The sequence below is a fragment of the Sessilibacter corallicola genome, from assembly GCF_021290925.1.
Taxonomy (GTDB): Bacteria; Pseudomonadota; Gammaproteobacteria; order Pseudomonadales; family Cellvibrionaceae; genus Sessilibacter; species Sessilibacter corallicola.
This window is the reverse complement of sequence record NZ_JAJSLX010000002.1, coordinates 903,964-923,207: the sequence shown is the minus strand read 5'-3', so window position 1 is coordinate 923,207 and position 19,244 is coordinate 903,964. Positions and strand designations below refer to the sequence as shown.

General features: G+C 44.2%; 13 protein-coding genes. 3 read left to right on the top strand and 10 right to left on the bottom strand.

Annotated features, from left to right (window positions below; translation table 11 throughout):
- Nucleotides 1–42: 42 nt before the first annotated feature.
- Nucleotides 43–2,544: an ABC transporter permease gene (locus tag LU361_RS11240; RefSeq protein WP_233088937.1), complete on the bottom strand. Its 2,502-nt coding sequence runs from the start codon at nt 2,542–2,544 to the stop codon at nt 43–45.
- Nucleotides 2,541–3,245, bottom strand: coding sequence for an ABC transporter ATP-binding protein (locus LU361_RS11235; RefSeq protein ID WP_233089534.1), 705 nt, complete (start codon nt 3,243–3,245; stop codon nt 2,541–2,543). The genes LU361_RS11240 and LU361_RS11235 overlap by 4 nt, the downstream gene beginning before the upstream one ends.
- A 575-nt stretch (nt 3,246–3,820) precedes the next feature.
- Between LU361_RS11235 and LU361_RS11230 the strand changes: the two genes are divergently transcribed.
- Nucleotides 3,821–4,495, top strand: coding sequence for an arylesterase (locus LU361_RS11230; RefSeq protein ID WP_233088936.1), 675 nt, complete (start codon nt 3,821–3,823; stop codon nt 4,493–4,495).
- Nucleotides 4,496–4,764: 269 nt separating this feature from the next.
- Here LU361_RS11230 and LU361_RS11225 read toward each other — a convergent pair whose 3' ends face one another.
- From LU361_RS11225 to recJ, 3 genes are all read right to left on the bottom strand, one after another.
- Nucleotides 4,765–5,013 (bottom strand): hypothetical protein, encoded by a 249-nt coding sequence (locus tag LU361_RS11225; RefSeq protein ID WP_233088935.1) that lies wholly within the window; start codon nt 5,011–5,013, stop codon nt 4,765–4,767.
- A gap of 515 nt (nt 5,014–5,528) precedes the next feature.
- On the bottom strand, nt 5,529–6,392 hold the full coding sequence (locus LU361_RS11220) for a DUF3014 domain-containing protein (RefSeq protein WP_233088934.1): 864 nt from the start codon (nt 6,390–6,392) through the stop codon (nt 5,529–5,531).
- Nucleotides 6,393–6,419: 27 nt separating this feature from the next.
- Nucleotides 6,420–8,171, bottom strand: coding sequence for a single-stranded-DNA-specific exonuclease RecJ (gene recJ, locus LU361_RS11215; RefSeq protein ID WP_233088933.1), 1,752 nt, complete (start codon nt 8,169–8,171; stop codon nt 6,420–6,422).
- A gap of 310 nt (nt 8,172–8,481) precedes the next feature.
- On the opposite strand from recJ, the gene LU361_RS11210 reads away from it, so the two are divergent.
- On the top strand, nt 8,482–10,938 hold the full coding sequence (locus LU361_RS11210; RefSeq protein ID WP_233088932.1) for a M1 family metallopeptidase: 2,457 nt from the start codon (nt 8,482–8,484) through the stop codon (nt 10,936–10,938).
- A 108-nt stretch (nt 10,939–11,046) separates the two neighbouring features.
- The gene (locus LU361_RS11205; RefSeq protein ID WP_233088931.1) at nt 11,047–11,553 is read left to right on the top strand and encodes a DUF6702 family protein; all 507 of its coding nucleotides are present in this window, start codon (nt 11,047–11,049) and stop codon (nt 11,551–11,553) included.
- Nucleotides 11,554–11,571: 18 nt separating this feature from the next.
- On the opposite strand, the gene LU361_RS11200 is transcribed toward LU361_RS11205, so the two are convergent.
- From LU361_RS11200 to LU361_RS11180, 5 genes are all read right to left on the bottom strand, one after another.
- On the bottom strand, nt 11,572–13,713 hold the full coding sequence (locus LU361_RS11200; RefSeq protein ID WP_233088930.1) for a hypothetical protein: 2,142 nt from the start codon (nt 13,711–13,713) through the stop codon (nt 11,572–11,574).
- A gap of 264 nt (nt 13,714–13,977) precedes the next feature.
- Nucleotides 13,978–15,369 (bottom strand): threonine synthase, encoded by a 1,392-nt coding sequence (thrC, locus tag LU361_RS11195; RefSeq protein WP_233088929.1) that lies wholly within the window; start codon nt 15,367–15,369, stop codon nt 13,978–13,980.
- Nucleotides 15,370–15,388: 19 nt separating this feature from the next.
- Nucleotides 15,389–16,693 carry a homoserine dehydrogenase gene (locus LU361_RS11190; RefSeq protein ID WP_233089533.1) on the bottom strand — a complete coding sequence of 435 codons (1,305 nt, stop codon included), beginning with the start codon at nt 16,691–16,693 and terminating at the stop codon, nt 15,389–15,391.
- A 142-nt stretch (nt 16,694–16,835) separates the two neighbouring features.
- Nucleotides 16,836–18,122: a glycosyltransferase gene (locus LU361_RS11185; protein WP_233088928.1), complete on the bottom strand. Its 1,287-nt coding sequence runs from the start codon at nt 18,120–18,122 to the stop codon at nt 16,836–16,838.
- A gap of 98 nt (nt 18,123–18,220) precedes the next feature.
- The gene (locus LU361_RS11180) at nt 18,221–19,039 is read right to left on the bottom strand and encodes a DsbC family protein (protein WP_233088927.1); all 819 of its coding nucleotides are present in this window, start codon (nt 19,037–19,039) and stop codon (nt 18,221–18,223) included.
- Between the last annotated feature and the right edge of the window lie 205 nt (nt 19,040–19,244).

Sequence of the window (19,244 nt, the reverse complement as noted above, 5' to 3'; positions counted from 1 at the left end):
AGATTTCTCACGGGGTAATCGAGCTGACATTGAATCCGGAATTTAACTCTGTAGCTCTCTCAATACCAAAGCAGGCGCGACGGTAACGGTTCTTCGACACGCAAATGCGCCTAAGGCACCGATAAAAATACTGCCGGCTACGGGGCCAATTAACCACATTAACCCATGAAAATACGCGGTTTGACCGAATATTTCTGACTGCAGAAAATACAAAATTAATTCTGCGCCCGCTGCGGCCATTAAACCTGAGAAAAAACCAAGCACGGAAAACTCTATCCACAAACTTCCGACAATTAATTTTCCTCCACTACCCAGAGCACGTAATATACTGGCTTCTTGCATTCGTCGCGCCATACTCGCGCTCACAGCGGCAATCAGCACCAGAACGCCACCCAGTAAAACCACCCACAAAACGAGTTCAATACCCCGACTCACCTGATCAACGATGGCTTTGATTCGATCAATAATTCGATCAACTTCTAAAATCACCAACGTTGGGTACTTTCTTAAAAACTCGTTGATGAATCGCTTATCTTGGTTGGGTACATAAACACTGGTTAAATAAGTGGGTGAATACCCTTCCAAGGCACCCGGTGAAAACAAGAAATAAAAGTTTGGGGTTAACGCATCCCAATCTACGGTTCGAATGCTGGCAATGGTCGCTTTTAACTCTAAGCCGCCGAGACTAAAGTGTAATTCATCACCAACTTTCGCCCCCAATTCTTGAGCGGTTTGGTATTCAATGGAAACACCGTATTCAGCATCGTTCGGTTGCCATTGATCCCACCATTGGCCATCAACAATTTCGTTGTCTGGCGCCAGTTCGTCTGCCCAACTCAAATTCAACTCTCGTTGCAGTGAATCGGAGGTATGGCGATCGTCTTCCTGATAGCGGTACTCGTTTTTTCCAACCAATCTTCCGAGCACCATAGGATACAAAGGATTAAATTCGAAATTTCTGGCTTCGAATTCTTCGGTAATAGGATCGCGTTCACTGGCATTGATGTTTAACACAAAGTGATTGGGTGCGTTTTCTGGCAGTTGCAATCGCCATTCATCAATTAAGCTGGTACGAACCGTAAACAGCACCATCAACAGCATTAATGCGCACGAAAACACGACAATTTGAGTTGAGCTGTGGCCGCGATTACGCCGCAAATTAGACATTGCCAAACGCCAAGTGCTACCGGCTTTAGAACCCAATTGGCGACTGGAATTTAACAACACCAAACTTAAGCTGACGGCAATTGCCAAAATTCCGATTAAGCCAACGACTACGGTTAATGTCAGTTGTAAATCGCGACTGTAGAGACCAATCAGTAAGACAACGGCAGCCAAACCGATAAGACCACGTGTCCACACGCTTAATTGCTCAATGTTAATTTCACGTCGCAACACACGCACTGGCGAAATTTTGGGTAACGGCCACAGCGGTGGCAACGCAAAACACAACAGACTCACTAATCCGGTAAAAATACCCAGTCCATAGGCCTGCCAAGAAGCGCCAATTAATACAACGTTAAAAAGTGTTGCTAAGGAGCTGGCAATAAATCGATGCAAGATTTCACCGGTAACCAGCCCGGCAAACGACGATAACAAGCCCAGGGCAACCAGTTGCGAAAAATACAAACGCCGCACTTTTACCGCGCTGGCACCTAAACTTTTGAACAAGGCAACGGCGTCAACATTTCTTTCGGCAAACTGCTGTGCCGCGATAGCAATAGCAACACCCGCCAACAGCACACCAATCATTCCAGATAACATCAAAAAGCTTTTGCCGCGATCCAGCGCCGAACTGATACTGCGCTGGGAATCTTGCAGTGTGCGAATTCGATAATGGTCACCCAAAACCGGGGTGATGTTATCAACCAACTGCTCTAACGCTGGCTCCTCACCCGAGAGCAACCAGCGATAAAAAATACGACTTCCCGGCTGAACGACACCTGTGTCGTCCATATCTTGATAGTTCATCATTACCCGAGGACCGGCAATTGAAAATCCTTGGCCGCCATCGGGCTCATGGATCACAACCTGACTGATCCGGAAATCTTTGTTGCCCACCGACAGCGTATCGCCCAACTCCACCCCTAAAATAGGCAGTAAACGAGAATCTACCCAGACTTCTCCCGACTTCGGAATTCCCTGAGCGGCGACGACATCGTTACCCAGTGCAAACGGTACGTCACTGACTTCCAATGTACCGCGCAGAGGATAACCCTCAGCCACGGCTTTGATGGACGCCAATTGCATTTCGTTTCCGGCAAAGACCATAGAGCTGAATCGAGCTGTTCGACTTTGCTCAATCGCAGATTCATCAATATACGTTTGCCAATCTTCGGGAATGGGAAAACGACCGGAAATCACTCGGTCGGCAGCAAGGTAGGCGTTGCTCTGTCGTTGCAGCGATCGATCCATACGATCGGCAAACACGGCAATGGCGGTAACGACTGTAACAGCCAACACGATTGCACTGGCGAGTACTTTCAGCTCTCCGCTGCGCCAGTTACGCCATAACAGCTTCAGCGATAGTTTTAACTCGTTCACTCGCTAAGCTCCAATCCGATTGCGGCGTTGCTGCTGTTTAAGTCAGAAACCACGTCACCTGCAGACAGCGTAATTTGTCGCTGACATCGATCCGCCAGACGCTGTTCATGCGTCACCAATACCAGCGTAGTTTTCTGCTCAACGTTGAGGTCAAACAACAATTCAATAACTTTCAGGCCAGTGGCGCTGTCGAGATTGCCGGTTGGTTCGTCGGCAAACAGAACCTTGGGCTCACTGGCGAAGGCTCTGGCAATCGCAACACGTTGTTGCTCACCGCCGGATAGCTGCTTGGGATAGTGGTTGATACGATGGCTCAAGCCAACGCGTTCTAGGTAGGTTTTCGCCCGGCCGCCCGCATCGGCGACACCGTGTAATTCCAGCGGCAACATAACGTTTTCAAGCGCGGATAAGCCAGGGAGAAGTTGAAACGACTGAAACACAAAGCCAACACTTTTTGCTCTGACCTGCGCCCGCCCTTCTTCGTCCATGCTCGTGATGTCGTCTCCGGCGAGTTTTATCTGGCCCGAGCTTGGCACATCAAGACCCGCCAATAAGGCCAGTAAGGTCGATTTCCCTGAACCCGAGGCACCCACGATGGCAATGCTTGTTCCTTCTTCGACATTTAAATCCAAACTCTCAATAATCGTTAGATCGCCATCGACGGAGCGGACAGTTTTATTGATATTTCGTGCTTCAATAATGTGCAATGGGTTCTCCCTAGGCCAGAACAGCTTTCCATAATCTGGCGAATGTTTAATGTTTTGATATCAACGAATAATACTTAAATGGCCGTTCAACTGACCACTGTCAATCGATAAAATCACCGTTGCTTAAGACTAACTGCCGTGACGCTGTTGCATTAAGCAAATCACCCTCCACTGAGGTGAATTTAGATGAGCCGTTTCAATAGACTTATCGATCACCAGTACTGTCGATCACAAGTACTATCGATAACCAGCACCATGTTCAATTGTGTACGAATAGAAGTGCTTACCCAGTTTGATGAACAAACGTATTTTCAGCTCTTTGACGCACAATTCTCTTGCTAGGTTTGAATTGGTATACACTTTGTAAAAAGGCATATAAGAGCCATCAAGAGTTGTTGAGAGCCATTGAAAACTAGTAAAAGACATCAATTATTGCCTGCTCAGGCCCTAGAGTTTAACTTAGTATTAGAACTGAACCTTGAAGCAATTGTGAACTTTAACAAGCCGCATGAATCCATGTTTAACATCGCGTGATCATCGTATTTATAAACGGCCAAACAATAATTATCATGAATTTTATGCACCACAACATCAATGCAAAGCACGACACATCACGCCGAGTCTTCTCACTGACTCTGACACTCATCGCCGTATTTTTTTCAACAATCAGTTACGCCAAAAGCGTGTTGATCCTAGGAGACAGTATCAGTGCGGGGTACGGAATAAATCCGCATGCAGGCTGGGTAGCATTGCTCGAACAGAAATTATTGTCGGTTTCTGACGACAACGAAGTCAATGTCATCAACGCCAGTGTCAGTGGTAATACCTCCAGCGACGGCCTTGCCAGACTGCCAAAACTCATCGAGGCACACACTCCAGATATTATTGTTGTAGAACTGGGCGGCAATGACGGCCTTAGGGGACATCCATTAAAAGTGATGGAATCGAATTTAAATTCGATCATTGCATTGGGGAAAAATGCGGGCTCAGAAGTTATCTTAGCCGGTATCGAAATTCCACCCAATTACGGGCAGCGTTACACCGACGAATTTAAAAAAGTGTTTGTGCGTGTCGCAGAAAAAAATGACGTGCCATTTATTCCATTTATATTAGAAGGTATCGCACTTGAGCCTGAACTTATGCAAGATGATGGCATCCACCCCACAGAAGACGCGCAGCCGCTGTTGCTAGAAAATATATGGCCAAGCCTAAAAGAAATATTAATTCCCAATCTTTCAGAATAAAGTTGTAGACCTAAACTAAATTACCAACTGCTACAATAAAGAAGGCTACAACAAAGAAAAATAAGAGACAAAATTCAACAATAAAAAGTTAAAAGGAACTGCAAAAGAAAAATGGAAAAAAGAAAAGAAAAGAAAAGAAAAAATAGAAATAAATTAAGACAAAATACTAGAAATCATATGGGATGAGTTAATTCAACAATAAATGATACAACTAACCCATTCAACGTCCATGTCACTGACAACTCCATGCACTGTCGCCAGCGAATCATTTAACTTGCAATCGAATACATCTGCTCATCTTCGACTTTGGTGACCAAAGCGTAACATTGATGTTCCAATGCCCAAGCAAGTGTTTGTTGCCAACGTTCAGCTTTCTCAGAATCGGTGCTGTTAGCCCAGAGATCAACAACTAATGGTTTCGGAGGATGCGTTCCTTCCTGACCATTTTCAACCCAATTCCTTTTTAACTTTACGTAAATCTTATTCCAAATAAGTGGATCTGGACATATTTTTTGCATGCCGCCCCCTTTTACCTTATTTCAAGTTAAAGTATGAACAGTAGTTTGTAAGCACGGGAGAATACTAGCGACTCGCTAAATGTTTGTGAAGAATTGATTGTTACAGAATTTTGTCAAAAAGATAACAAACTCAAGAACTGGAAGGATTAGTACAAATATTTTATCTATAGAAATCAGGTAATTAAAAACATTTTTGCATAAAAACTAAGTTTTATGAAAATTTTTTAAATGCAGTATGAATTTTTTATTACAAAAAATAACGTATATACCTCATATAAACATTGAATTCCTTTGTATATCCTATGAATTAACATTACATTCACAAGAGATTTAACGGATCGTTAAACCTCAAAAATGAACCAACTTTCAAAGCGAAAAAAACGTACGATATTCCGTCGATTTCCACACTGATTGTTAACACTACAAAGAGGAATCGAGTGTTAACAGAATCAAAACTTGTACGAAACTGCAACAACCTTTAATTAAAGGCTCGTTTTTTGCTCAGGGTAAAATTACTACAACGATAATAATTGAGTCTTAACTTTACGGGCGTATTTTTGAAGTGCTGCGGTGTTTTCTGGCCCCATTCGTATCATCAATTTATCGAGTTGTGACAGTGACTCTATTTCTTCATCTGCAAATTGATAACTCACCGTTTTTGCAACAAGCTCAATATCACCGGGAAAAATCGGTGCTTTTAAAATATTATCTAAAGCTTTGATGACCGTATTGTCCAAGTTTTCCGGTTTATTGCCCAACAACCCGTAAGCCTCTTCTAACAATGGGCGAAAGAAATGAAAAACATTCGCAAGCTCTTCGGCAGGTACTGACTCAATTAACTGGACGTAGTGATTAAATCGCTCGTAACCTTTTGTATCTAAAAAATATCGCTTACCATTTTTTATTACAGGAAACTTCTCTTTCGGCGTTTCAACAGAAACAATGCCACGAATTAAATTGCCTTTAGACAATCCATCAATAACTGTAATCCAACGTTGGATTAATTGTGGCGATTGCAGCCATAACAAAAAATCCGTCGATTCATTAACCCGAGTTAATTGCTCACGAACAACGGTATCGCTACCGTCTAAATCGGGCAGTTCGGCGACCTCTTCTTGCGATTCAGTAACTTCTGGTGTTTGTTTTTCTGGAATGTCGGGCTCGGTTGGTTCCACAACTTCGGCAACCACAGGTTTGGGGTCTGATTGAATTGGTTGTGCCGCTTGAGGAACTTCGACGTCAAGAGAAACAACAGTTTCACTTTTTTCTTCAGTAAAAATGGTGGAATAAATCCAATAAGAAATGCCCGAGAGCAATAACAGCCCTAACAGTAAATAAACCCAAACTCCCGAATTCGATGTTTTATTTAACTCAGACATTGATTTTCCCTTTTACTTTTTTATTACTCATTCAAGAGCTTGCAAAAATTCAATACGCAGTTGAACTGACTCTTTTCCCCGAAATTCGTTCACGTCCAATTGATAAGCCGCACGAATACGCCGTACGTTAGGATCAGGCCAACACTGTAAATTAACGTTAAAAGCAATTGCATCAATAACCGTTTGCGCATTCGATGCAGGAGCCACTGTCATTTTAAGATGTTTTTCACCAACCAAGCGCTGGGTCAACAATAAAAATTCACCATCAAATGTGGGTTCAGGAAAATTTTGCCCCCAAGGACCAGCATTACGCAATTGGTGTGCATTTTCCAAATTAAATTCTTCGGGTGTTAATTCTCCATCAGAAAAAATTTGTGCCGTAAAATTTTCTTGCTGGGCCACTCGTCGAATTTCTGAATCAAATGCCGCGCAAAATTCGGAAAATAGATGTTTTTGTATGGTTAAACCCGCAGCCATTGCGTGGCCACCGAATTTTTCAATTAACCCGGGATTACTCGTAGCTACCGCGTCTAGGGCATCGCGAATGTGAATGCCTGCAATGGACCGCGCCGAGCCTTTGATTTCATCGCTGTTGTCTGATTGAGCAAAGGCGATTACCGGGCGGTGAAACTGATCTTTAATTCGAGACGCTAAAATACCAATAACCCCCTGGTGCCATTGTTCGTTGAATAAACACATGCCCCAGGGTTGTTCATCTTCGTGCAAATTTTTTAATTCTGCTAAGGATTTTAAAGCTTCTTGTTGCATCGAAGATTCGATCGCGCGTCTGTCTTGGTTAAGATCATTCAGTTCAGACGCCAACTCTCTGGCCTGATCGTAATTTTCGGCAAGTAAACACCGAATGCCAAGACTCATATCGTCCAAACGCCCGGCTGCGTTAATTCGAGGAGCAACACCAAAACCAATATCCGAGGCAATCGCCGATTCAATGGAACGTTTTGATACATCAAATAATGCTCGAATTCCGGGTCGAACACGACCAGCACGCATTCGCTGTAAGCCTTGATGAACAAGCAGCCGATTTTGATCATCCAAGGTAACGACATCGGCAACGGTGCCAAGAGCAACCAGGTCTAAATAATTTGCCATATTTGGCTTTTCAATTCGTTGTCGCTCAAACCAACCGTTTTGATCCAATAAAGATCGAACTTGCGAAAGCACGTAAAAAATGACGCCAACACCCGCCAAGCTTTTGCCGGGAAAATTGCAACCGGGTTGGTTAGGGTTAACGATCGCCTGAGCATTGGGCAAGGTATTACCCGGCAAATGGTGATCGGTAACAACCACACGTATACCTAAGGAATTAGCGCGCTCCACGCCCTCTACCGAAGAAATTCCATTGTCTACCGTAACAATAACGTCGGGGTTTTTCTCGGCGGCAACATCGACAATTTCTGGCGTTAAGCCATAACCGTAATCGAACCGGTTAGGAACTAAATATTCGATCGATTGAGCACCCATCGCATGTAACGCGTGGGTTGCTAACGCACTGCTGGTGGCGCCATCGGCGTCGAAATCACCAACAATTAATATCCGCTCACCTTTTTCAATTGAGCTGGCCAGAATTTCACCCGCTTTTTTAGCCCCCAACATAGTGGCGGGAGAACACAAATTACTTAAACGGTAATCCAATTGGCTTTGATCAGTAATACCCCGGTGTGCAAAAACTCGCATTAATAACGGTGAAAAACCATCCAACTGAATGGCTGACGATTGGGAAAATTCGCGGCGTTTTATTTGCGGTTGTTTCTGATTCATTCACTCGATGCCTGGGACGCTGACTTGCGATCAAAAAAATGTCGATACTTTAACGAATTCACTGAGATTAAGTAACTCATCACACTCACTAGAGTAGATGATAGCGGTAGTAACTCTTTGATAGATCATTAATTTCCTGACCAAATGCACAATCGCTATTGCGTATATTGACTAATCTGACATCTCTTCAAAACAGTTAAGTTATGTTATATCGCTATATTCTTCGCGATTATAGGTGAAGTTTATAAGCTTAAATTCGTCTTGCGCTGATAAAACTACCAAGACGAGCTACAAACAAGAGGATCTCCGATTGAATTTTTCACTACGAGTATTGTTATTAACATTAACTATTAGCTCAAGTTTTAGCCAAATAGTTTCAGCGAATGTTGTCCAACAAACGAAAGGAGACTTCGAAGACAAATTTCGACAACTGGACGAAATTCTGCCAACCCCGAATGTCTATCGCAATGCCGCAGGTGAACCCGGAGTCCAGTATTGGCAGCAAAAAGTCGACTACAAAATAGATGTAGTCCTGGACGAAGACAAACGCTCACTGTCGGCTAAACAGGTCATCACCTACCACAACAATTCTCCGTACAAATTAAAGTACTTGTGGATTCAACTTGAACAAAACCGCTTTAAGCCCGATTCCATCGCCGAAAAAACCGTAACCTTCGGCGGTATTGGTCGACGTGGACCCAGCACTCGTTCCGCATCAGACAGCAAGCCTGCCGGTATCAGCCTTGGCGAATTACGTCGCCAGCAATTTTACGCCGACAATAACCCCGGCTATAAAAAGATTGTTGTCACCGACGCCTCAGGTGAAGAACTTAATTACGTTATTAATGGCGCCCAATTGCGTTTGGATTTAGCTAAACCGCTGGCCGGTGGTGAATCGACTACCTTTAATATCGACTTTGCCTTCGATATCTTAGAAGAAGACGCCGTCAGAGCACGTGCTGGTTATGAGCACTTCCCGGACGACAAACGCAAAGGCGGCAACGACATATTTCTACTTGCGCAGTGGTACCCACGCGTTGCGGCTTACTCAGATTACGAAGCTTGGCACAACAAAGAATTCTTGGGACGCGGGGAATTTACCTTAGAATTCGGTGACTACGATGTGTCTATTACCGTTCCTGCCGATCACATTGTTTCCTCGACCGGTACCTTGGAAAACCCAGACGACGTTTTAACCAAAGTACAAAAAGAGCGCCTCGAAAAAGCGAAAACCGCAAAACGCCCAGTATTTATCGTGACCGCTGAAGAAGCACTTGAGAACGAAAAAGCGGGAACGTCAAAAACCAAAACTTGGCGCTTTAAAGCAGAAAACGTGCGAGATTTTGCCTGGTCTTCATCGCGCAAATTTATGTGGGATGCGAAAGGTCATCAGCAAGGCGGCGACGAAATGCCGTTAGTTATGGCCATGTCGTTTTACCCGAAAGAAGGCGGTGATCTCTGGAAAAAATACTCCACCGAAGCCGTTGTTCACACACTAGAAGTGTACTCACGTTTTTCATTCGATTATCCCTACCCGGTGGCACAGAGCGTTAACGGTCCTGTTGGCGGCATGGAATATCCCATGATTACCTTTAACGGGCCGCGCACTAAATGGCATAAAGACAAAACCCGAACCTACACACTCAAAGAAAAACGCTTTTTAATTGGCGTAGTGATTCACGAAATTGGTCATATTTATTTCCCTATGTTGGTGAACTCTGACGAGCGCCAATGGACCTGGATGGACGAAGGCATCAACAGTTTCCTCGATGGTGTTGCAGGTCGTGAATGGGATCCCAATATTCCTTGGCAAGTTGAGCCTCGCGATATCGTCGATTACATGAAATCGAATGTCCAAGTACCGATCATGACGCAATCCGACAGCGTGTTAAAACTCGGACCGAACGCGTACACCAAACCTGCTGTGGCTCTGAATATTCTGCGCGAAGTGATTTTAGGCCGAGAATTATTCGACTTCGCCTTTAAAGAATACGCTCAGCGTTGGGTGTATAAGCGCCCCACTCCTGCCGACTTCTTTAGAACCATGGAAGAAGCTTCAGGTGTCGATCTTGATTGGTTCTGGTACGGCTGGTTCTACACCACCGATCACGTCGACATTTCCATCGATAAAGTCTACAAACTGCGTTTAGATACTCAAAACCCAGACATCGATTTTGATCGCCGCCGCAAAGAAGAACTGGACAAGCCACCTTCACGTTTTGTTGAGACCAACAAAGCCGAAGGACGCGAGCTTTGGATTGATAAAAACCCAGACATTCGTGACTTCTACGACGAAAATGATCGCTTCATCGTTACCAACAAAGAACGCAATAAATACCAGCAAATGTTGGCCGACTTAAAACCTTGGGAGCGAGAAGCATTAGAGCGTGCCGTTAAGGAAGACAAAAACTACTACGTTATGGAGTTCTCCAACCTAGGCGGCCTGGTTATGCCGATCTTATTACGCTACACCTACACCGATGGCACTCAAGAAGACGAAATGATTCCAGCGGAAATTTGGCGTCGCTCTCCTAAAGCGGTACAAAAATTATTGGTTACCGATAAAGAGCTAAAAAGTGTGGAAGTCGATCCGGGTTGGGAAACCGCTGATGTCGACGTAGAAAACAACCATTATCCAAGACAAATCATTCCGTCACGAATCGAATCGTTCAAAAGTAAGAAAGACGAACGTCCGGTTGCTCGTGACATTATGCACGACATCAAAACTAAGGTTGAAAAACCCAAAGTTAAAGAGTACAAAAAATAGTATTGTGCAAAACCCTAAAAACGCCGCTTATTGCGGCGTTTTTTTAAGTCACTCTATTAAGTAACTCTCTTAAGTAACTCTGGCTTCAAGTAAAAAAGAAACAAATTTATGCATCAACACACGTTTTCTCTAAAATCGTTATTGTGGATTATCACTGCGTTCTGGCTTAGCAGTGCGGCGATGGCGCATCAGCAAAAATACGCAACCACCACAGTCAGCCTTAACGCTAGAAATGGAAACCTAGAAATCGTGCATCGGTTTTTGGTTCACGACGCAGAGCATGTGGTAAAACACCTTTTTTCCAGCGACGCAGACTTTAACAACCAACCTGAAACGCAAAAAAACTTTGCTAACTACGTTGTTGATCACTTCAATATCAAATTAAACGATCGAGTACCTGCATTAGACGTAATTGGATTTGAATCAGACGAAAAATTCTTTTGGGTTTACCAAGAAGTTGTAAAACCCGAAAACATTACCCAAATACAAATTCGTCAAACCGCTCTTCATGAAACCTGGCCCAGACAGGTTAACCTCGTAAATATTGAAGGTTTTGGCAAGGTTAACAGCATGGAATTTCGCAAAGGCGATCAATGGAAAACTCTGGATTTGTAACCCAAATGCCCAGCTGTTTTACAGCAATTGTTTTTGCTCGTACACAATACGCTCGCTGAACTCTTGCTTTGAGCGATCACGAAAAGACTGCGCTGCGCATATTTCTTCAAACCAAGCTCTGGCATCGGTAAAATCCAATTCACAACCATAAACATACAACTTAGCCATTTCGTATATGGCTAAGTTTGCATTTTTATCTAACGACTTTTTGTAATAAGCTTTATTTACCACGGAGCGATAGATTTCTGCGTTGATTCCGTCACCGGCCGCACGTGTAAAAAATTCAAACCAGCGCTTGTTGTACGCTTGTATCAAATCTGTGAACTTGGAGTTTTCATCTAAAAACTCCAGCATATGATTCACTACATCCACAGAATTTAAATTTCTAATCAATCGCTGCAACGCGTAATAATCTGGCGTCTCGGTATTTTCTACAAATAAAAACCGGCTGATAGATTGCCAATAGTTTTCGACCAAGGTATCGGGAATAGATGCCATATGATCGCGAATGACTTCTCGGCTTCCAGGCGCTAAGGTAGTATCTTGCAATCGACCTTCGAGTTGTCGAAACGTTGCCTGGCTGGTGACTTTCCAGTCTTGCTCAGAAAATAACTCGGAATGCTCTCTGTACAAAGGCGACAATATCGACGCGCGAATCACCGGATCTAACGTGTTTAAATCTGACAGCGAATAATTCAAACTTCGATTTAATGTAAGAAAGGACTCAACAGAAAACTGGTGATGTCGGTATAAATCGAAAAATAATTGAATATTATTAAGTTGATCATCAGATACATTTAATTGCTGTTGGATTTTTTCAAGACTTAAATAATCACCAGGTTCATCGCCAACCTGACTATAAATATCTGCGTCTTTGAAAAAATACACCAAGATGGTTCGAGCAATAATAGGGAGATTTTTATAATGGGAAAGCGGTGGATATTCCCGTTTGCTGTCTGAGGCAGTTACAGAAACCAGCTTTCCGGGAATATCATCTATATGAATCGCAACACCAGAAGAAACCGCCGAATCCGAATAACAATTCATCGATGAACGTTCGTCGTTCATCGACACCCAACCGGACGGTAAATCAATATCAATTTTGCTGGTTTTACTCAACGATAAAGACTCGCGAATGGGCGCGTAATTCACCAAATACTGAGTACTCTTCCAATTGGCTACAAAAACGGTTTCTGTTTCGTAGAGGTTTGCAATTAATTTAAATATCGCGTGACACTGCGTTGTTGAAACCATTGGCCCATTGATCGTGACAATATAAGGAACGGTTTTTCCCTTAACACGAATTTCTATCAGAAAAACATAACCAATGGGCGACTGGTCAGTCTCTACATCGTTGAACACCCAAAACAAACGAGTTGATTTTAATAAACCGTAAAACGGCACCGTTACCATACTGCAATCTTTAGCAACTGCGCCGCGTAACGGTGTGTAAACCGGCGGAACATCTTCCAATCGCAAAAAACGGCTTTTTAAATTTTTACGACTCACCGAATGCAGGCGTGTGGCCGGAATGATGGTCTTTGGAATGAATTGATTTTGCGTATTGTTGGAGATTTTCTCGATCTCCCCCATTCCCGAAATTGCCTTACAACGATGAATTAATGGCTGTAAGTGCACATTAAAATGATCGGTATACAAAGCCTGTAATTCAACGGGAGACACAGTGCGCGCGTAGTTACTGTTGAATAATTGAGGATTAATTGCTTGGCCCAATTGATCGTAGATTAACGGCGAACAACGAATGAGCTTTTTAGCTAACGCTGAAAAATTTGGCGATTTATTTTTCAGCACTAACAAATCGTTTTGAATATTATCGAGATGAGATAAAAACGGTTTCAGCTTGGCAAAGCAATCGTCGTAAAAACAATATAAGTCGGAGAGTTTTCTTTCATCGTAGGCGGAATCTGAATTTTCAACATAGTGAGCCGTTACCGATAATGATTCTCCAACATCTAAGGTGTGGGTAATATCAGGATGCAACAGCGATTTCTCAATCGATTGATCAACAATTGAAACGAAATTTCTATTGTACAGCGCATTAGCAGTGGGAAATTCAGGAAAACGAAGAATCAAGGGGGCGAGAATATCTAGGATACGCCGGGAGCGATTGCCCACTTCACCGCCATCACCATTGTGCATAATCATCTCCGAACGTTCAAAAGCCACTCTTTTGTTGTTAACGCTTTTATTGTCACTAAACCCAGCGAAGCTAGCCTTAGCATACAAAACAATCCCATGAATATAAAAGGAATTAACGGGAATGAAAGCGGTAACTGAGATGTTGGTTTCTTAAATAAGAGGAAGTTGGGCAAAAGACAGAAGAAAGGAGCAAACAGAAAAGATGGGAAATTAAAGGAGAAAAAAGGCCGCGAAAATGATTCGCGGCCGGGATCGTATCAGTAATTACAGAGCATCAGAAATGTAAGAGTGCACTTTTTCAATATCGTTTTCTAAAACGGTGTATTTTTCTTCGCGTTCAAACAAATCGCTCATGTGATGCGGTAATGGTGGTTCAGCGATATCAACCGCTTTTTTGACCGCATCAGGGAATTTAGCCGGATGCGCAGTTGCTAGGTTTACTACCGGAGTTTCTTGATCTGCCCGAACTTCACGGCCTGCCTTTAGGCCAATAGCCGTGTGCGGATCTAACAAGTATTCGGTTTCTTCAAACACTTCGGCGATTACCTTAACGGTTTCGTCGTCGTCCAAACGGTAACTGCTAAACTGGCTTTGCAAACGCTCCATCACGGTGTCGGTCAATGCCATACCGCCAGACTTAAAGCCGTCCATTAACTGCGAAATTGCAGAACCGTCACGGTCGTACAAATCAAACAGCAAGCGCTCAAAGTTACTGGAAACCATAATGTCCATAGACGGCGACAGCGAATGCACCAAGGTCTTTTTGGTGTGATCGTTGGCGCTGATACAACGGTGCAAAATATCGTTTTGGTTGGTCGCGACAATCAACTGTTTGATCGGCAAACCCATTTGCTTAGCGAGGTAGCCCGCAAAAATATCACCGAAGTTACCCGTTGGAACCGAGTAAGACACTTCACGATTAGGAGCCCCTAGCGCGATGGCCGAATAAAAATAGTAAACAATTTGCGCCATGATTCGGGCAAAGTTGATTGAATTCACAGCCACCAAGCGTCGGTCACTCGGTAAAAAGGACTGATCGGCAAAGCTTGCTTTGAGCATGTTTTGACAATCGTCGAAGTTGCCTTGCAAGGCAATATTGTGAACGTTCTTGGCGATAACGGTCGTCATTTGACGGCGCTGAACATCACTCACTCGCTCATGCGGGTGCATGATGAAAATATCCACGTTATCGCTGTGACGACAACCTTCAATTGCGGCTGAGCCTGTATCGCCCGAGGTTGCACCAATGATAACAACCTTTTGATCGCGCTTTTTCAAGATGTAATCCAGTAGATTACCCAAAAACTGCAACGCAAAATCTTTAAACGCCAAAGTTGGCCCTTGGAACAATTCCAACACCCACTCGTTGTGACCGGTTTGCACCATCGGCGCAATGGCTTTGTGGCGGAACGTTGCGTATGACTTATCGATCAAAGACTTAAGGTCTTCCTCAGCCATGCAATCGGCCACAAATGGCTTCATCACTTTAAACGCCAGTTCTTGGTAAGAAAGACCAGCCCAAGACTGGATTTCTTCGGCACTGAATTTTGGCAACGACTCAGGCACATACAGGCCGCCATCAGAAGCAAGACCGGTTAATACGACATCCTCAAAATTTAAGGCAGGCGCTTGTCCACGTGTACTTATGTATTTCACTGCTGTATTCCTGAACGGTTTATTTTAGAGATTCAACGCGAATGTGGCGGACATCACCAACCACAGACGGCAAGCTCTGAATTTTTTCTACCGCTTTCATTAAGTCTTTTTCAATGGTGCGGTTTGTTAGAAGAATCACTGGCGCAGTCTCGGCGGATTCAGGTTGTTCTTTTTGAATCAACGCTTCGATACTGACCCCAGCATCACTCAAGATTTGGGTAATCGTAGAAAGCACACCTGGCTTATCCACAGCACTTAAACGGATGTAGTAAGAAGTTTCCGTTTCAGTGATAGGCAAAATTTCTAAGTCGTTGAGAAGATCTGGCTGGAAGCCTAAATGCGGCACGCGGTGCTCTGGATCGGCAGTGAGTGTGCGAGCAAGATCAACGACGTCAGCAATAACAGCAGAAGCGGTTGGCTCATCACCAGCACCAGCGCCGTAATACAGGGTTGGCCCCACTGCATCACCTTGCACTAATACAGCATTCATAACGCCATCGACGTTAGCAAGTAATCGCTCTTTAGGAATCATGGTTGGGTGAACACGCAATTCAGCGCTGTTACCCACACGTCGAGCAATGCCCAAATGCTTGATGCGATAGCCTAATTCTTGAGCGTAGGCGACGTCTTCTTCGGTAATTTTGGTGATGCCTTCGGTGAACACTTTGTCGAATTGCAAAGGAATACCAAAGGCGATTGACGCGAGAATAACCAGCTTGTGAGCAGCATCGATTCCCTCAACATCAAATGTTGGATCTGCTTCGGCGTAGCCAAGCTCTTGCGCTTCTTTTAACACATCTTCAAAGGCACGACCCTTGTCGCGCATTTCGGTAAGAATGAAGTTACCAGTGCCGTTAATGATGCCAGCCAACCATTCAATTTTGTTCGCCGCCAAACCTTCTTTAATAGATTTGATGATTGGAATACCACCGGCAATACCGGCTTCAAAGGCGACAGTAACGCCCTTCTCTTTTGCAGCCTTAAAGATTTCATTGCCGTGCTCGGCAATCAATGCCTTGTTGGCAGTCACTACGTGTTTGCCGTTCGCAATGGCTTTTAGAACTAATTCTTTGGCTACCGTTGTTCCGCCAATAAGCTCAACAACGATGTCAATATCAGGGTTCACAACCACATCGAAAATATCGCGGGTGATAGAGATTTGACTGGTGTCGCAGTTAGGATTGTCTCTTCGGGCACCAATTTGCTCGATAATAATATTGCACCCAGCACGAGAGTTAATTTCACTTGCGTTGCGCGATAGAACGTTAACTGTACCACTGCCAACGGTGCCAAGACCGCAGATGCCAATTTTTACCGATTTCAAAATCTCTTCCTCTGAATTACGTGGCGAGTCACCCCAGTTGAATAGCAATTGACCGCCTTTTAAAAGGGTAGGCAACATTACTGAGGCAAACACTTACTGTCAAATGAGCAGAGGAATTTGGCACAATTTTATTGAAATCAGGTTACTCGTCCTGAAGTTTTGAAAGTTTGTTTTTCGCTTCAATCCACTGAGACATAAACTGAGTTGCACGGTGATGCTGATGCCTCAGAATCTGACCCACGAAATTACCCGAGCGATGCCGATCAACATCGGCGCTTATTTGAGCAATAGCATCAACCAGATTTTGTCCCCATTGATCCGATCCATAGCGTTCTTGAGCGATCATTAATGACAATTCGTGACGACTCTGCCAAGCGGATTTATTGGTGTACAGCTCCACGGCTGACTGCGCAATCTCATTATCCGACTCAGCCAACAGACCGGGCCACTGATCATCCGTCATGGATTCTGCGCCAACGGCGGTAGTGACACTGGGCGTGCCCGCCGACATAGCAAGTAATAACTTCCCTTTCAGTCCAGCACCGAAGTGCAGCGGCGATAAACACACTCTGGCTTGCTGCATGACCTCGTAGGCATCATCGACCCAGCCGTGAACCAAAAACCCTTGTTTTTGGTTGTGAAGCTCCGAGGCTTTTTTCGGTAGATAAGCGCCATAAATATGCAAATTAACACCGGGGAGCTGTCGTCGAATCTCGGGCCACAGCTTTTTCAACCAGAGAACGGAATCCCAGTTTGGCGGATGACGAAAGTTACCAATGGTGATGAAATCTTTGCGCTGTTCAAACTCTGGGGTTTCTTGACTCGCGACCTTAGACTTATGAGCCTGGGGTAAACAAAACGGTAAGTGATGAAGAATACTCTGCGGCAACTGATAGGTGTTCTGGAGCAATTCAAACTCCGCCTTGGAGATAATCAAAGACAGGTCACAGCGATAAATAGACGCCACTTCTCGTATGCCTTTGTCAGAATGAAGCTGCGCATTCTCAGATAAGGCTGTGTTGTCGTTATTGGAGCCCGCCTTGGCTTGTTGTTGACGATATTCGCGCAAACTGTGTAAATCTTCGGTATCCAATACCCGAATTGCGTCAGGGCACACCTTCTCTACCCGCCAACCAAATTGCTCTTCCATCATGTAGCGATCAAACACCACTAAATCGGGATTGAGTTGCTGTAAAAACGCGTCGAAAGACGCATCATTAACTTCGATTGCCTGACAATGAACGCCGATGGATTCCAGTGGCGCGGATAAATCGGTCTTCTGAGCGGGACTGGCGAACGTGATCTGGCAACCTTGCGCCTTCAACAACTGCAAGATAGACAACATGTGATCCCCGGCCGCAGACGCTTTTGGCTCAGGCCACACCCAGCCAATCACCAACACATTTTTTGGGAATTCACCGTTTAACATTCACTAATCCTTCCTACTCAGACCCTGTGGTTTTTACCGAACACTTAAAACAAAAAACCCCGCATAAGCGGGGTTTTGACGACATGATAGAAGCTGAATTAGTTAACAGCAACACCAATGCGCTCGGCCAATTCTTTCGCAGGTAAATAACCTGGTAGCAAAGTGCCGTCAGCTAGCAATAACGCTGGAGTACCGCGAACACCGATTTCATTACCAAGTGCGAAATGTTTCGCTACTGGGTTGTCGTTACAAACATTAGTTTCGATAGTTTCACGAGACTTAAGCTTATCCATGGCTTGCTGTTGATCTTTTGCACACCACGCTGAGGCAATCTTGTTGTACGAATCACCTTGAAGACCGCTGCGTGGGTAAGCCAAGTAACGAAGCTCAATACCTAATTCGTTGAGCTCAGCAACTTCACGGTGTAAACGCTGGCAGAAGCCGCAATCAACGTCGGTAAATACGTTAACGACGCCTTTTACTTCACCTTTTGGTGAGTAAACAATCAAGTCTTCGTGATTCTCTTCAAGGTCTTTTGCCAGTACAGCGCGCATTTCTTGGCGCTCAACTTCTTGAAGGTTAACAAAACCACCAGCGACAACTTGATACATATCAGTAGCTAAAACGTACTGGCCATCGCCACTGACGAATAACGTCGGGCCATTTTCGATGTGAGCCCGGTACAAACCATCAACAGGACTCTTGGAGACAGATTCTACAACCAACTGAGGACGTGCTTTGCCGATACCTGTGATAATTGCTGTTTCTACTTCTTTTGAAACGCTATCACTTTTCTCCTGAGCAAACGCAAAACCCATGGTGACAGCCGCAACTACCGCAATTGCCGCTTTCATTGAAGAGCGAAACGCAGCGCGACCATTTGAAAACAATTTGAAACCAGCTTGATTTTTACCCATTTTGATAACCTTTGATATTTCTAACCGCGTCGAATATTCGCGATTCAATGAGTTTTGCACTATTAGACTCGAAAAGCGTTGTTAATATCTAACCAACATTCGGGGATTTGGAACACTCGACCTCAATGTGGTTCCACACAATAACAACATTTCTTTAAATTTAATCGAATTACCTAATATAGATAAAACCACAACGTAGAAAATC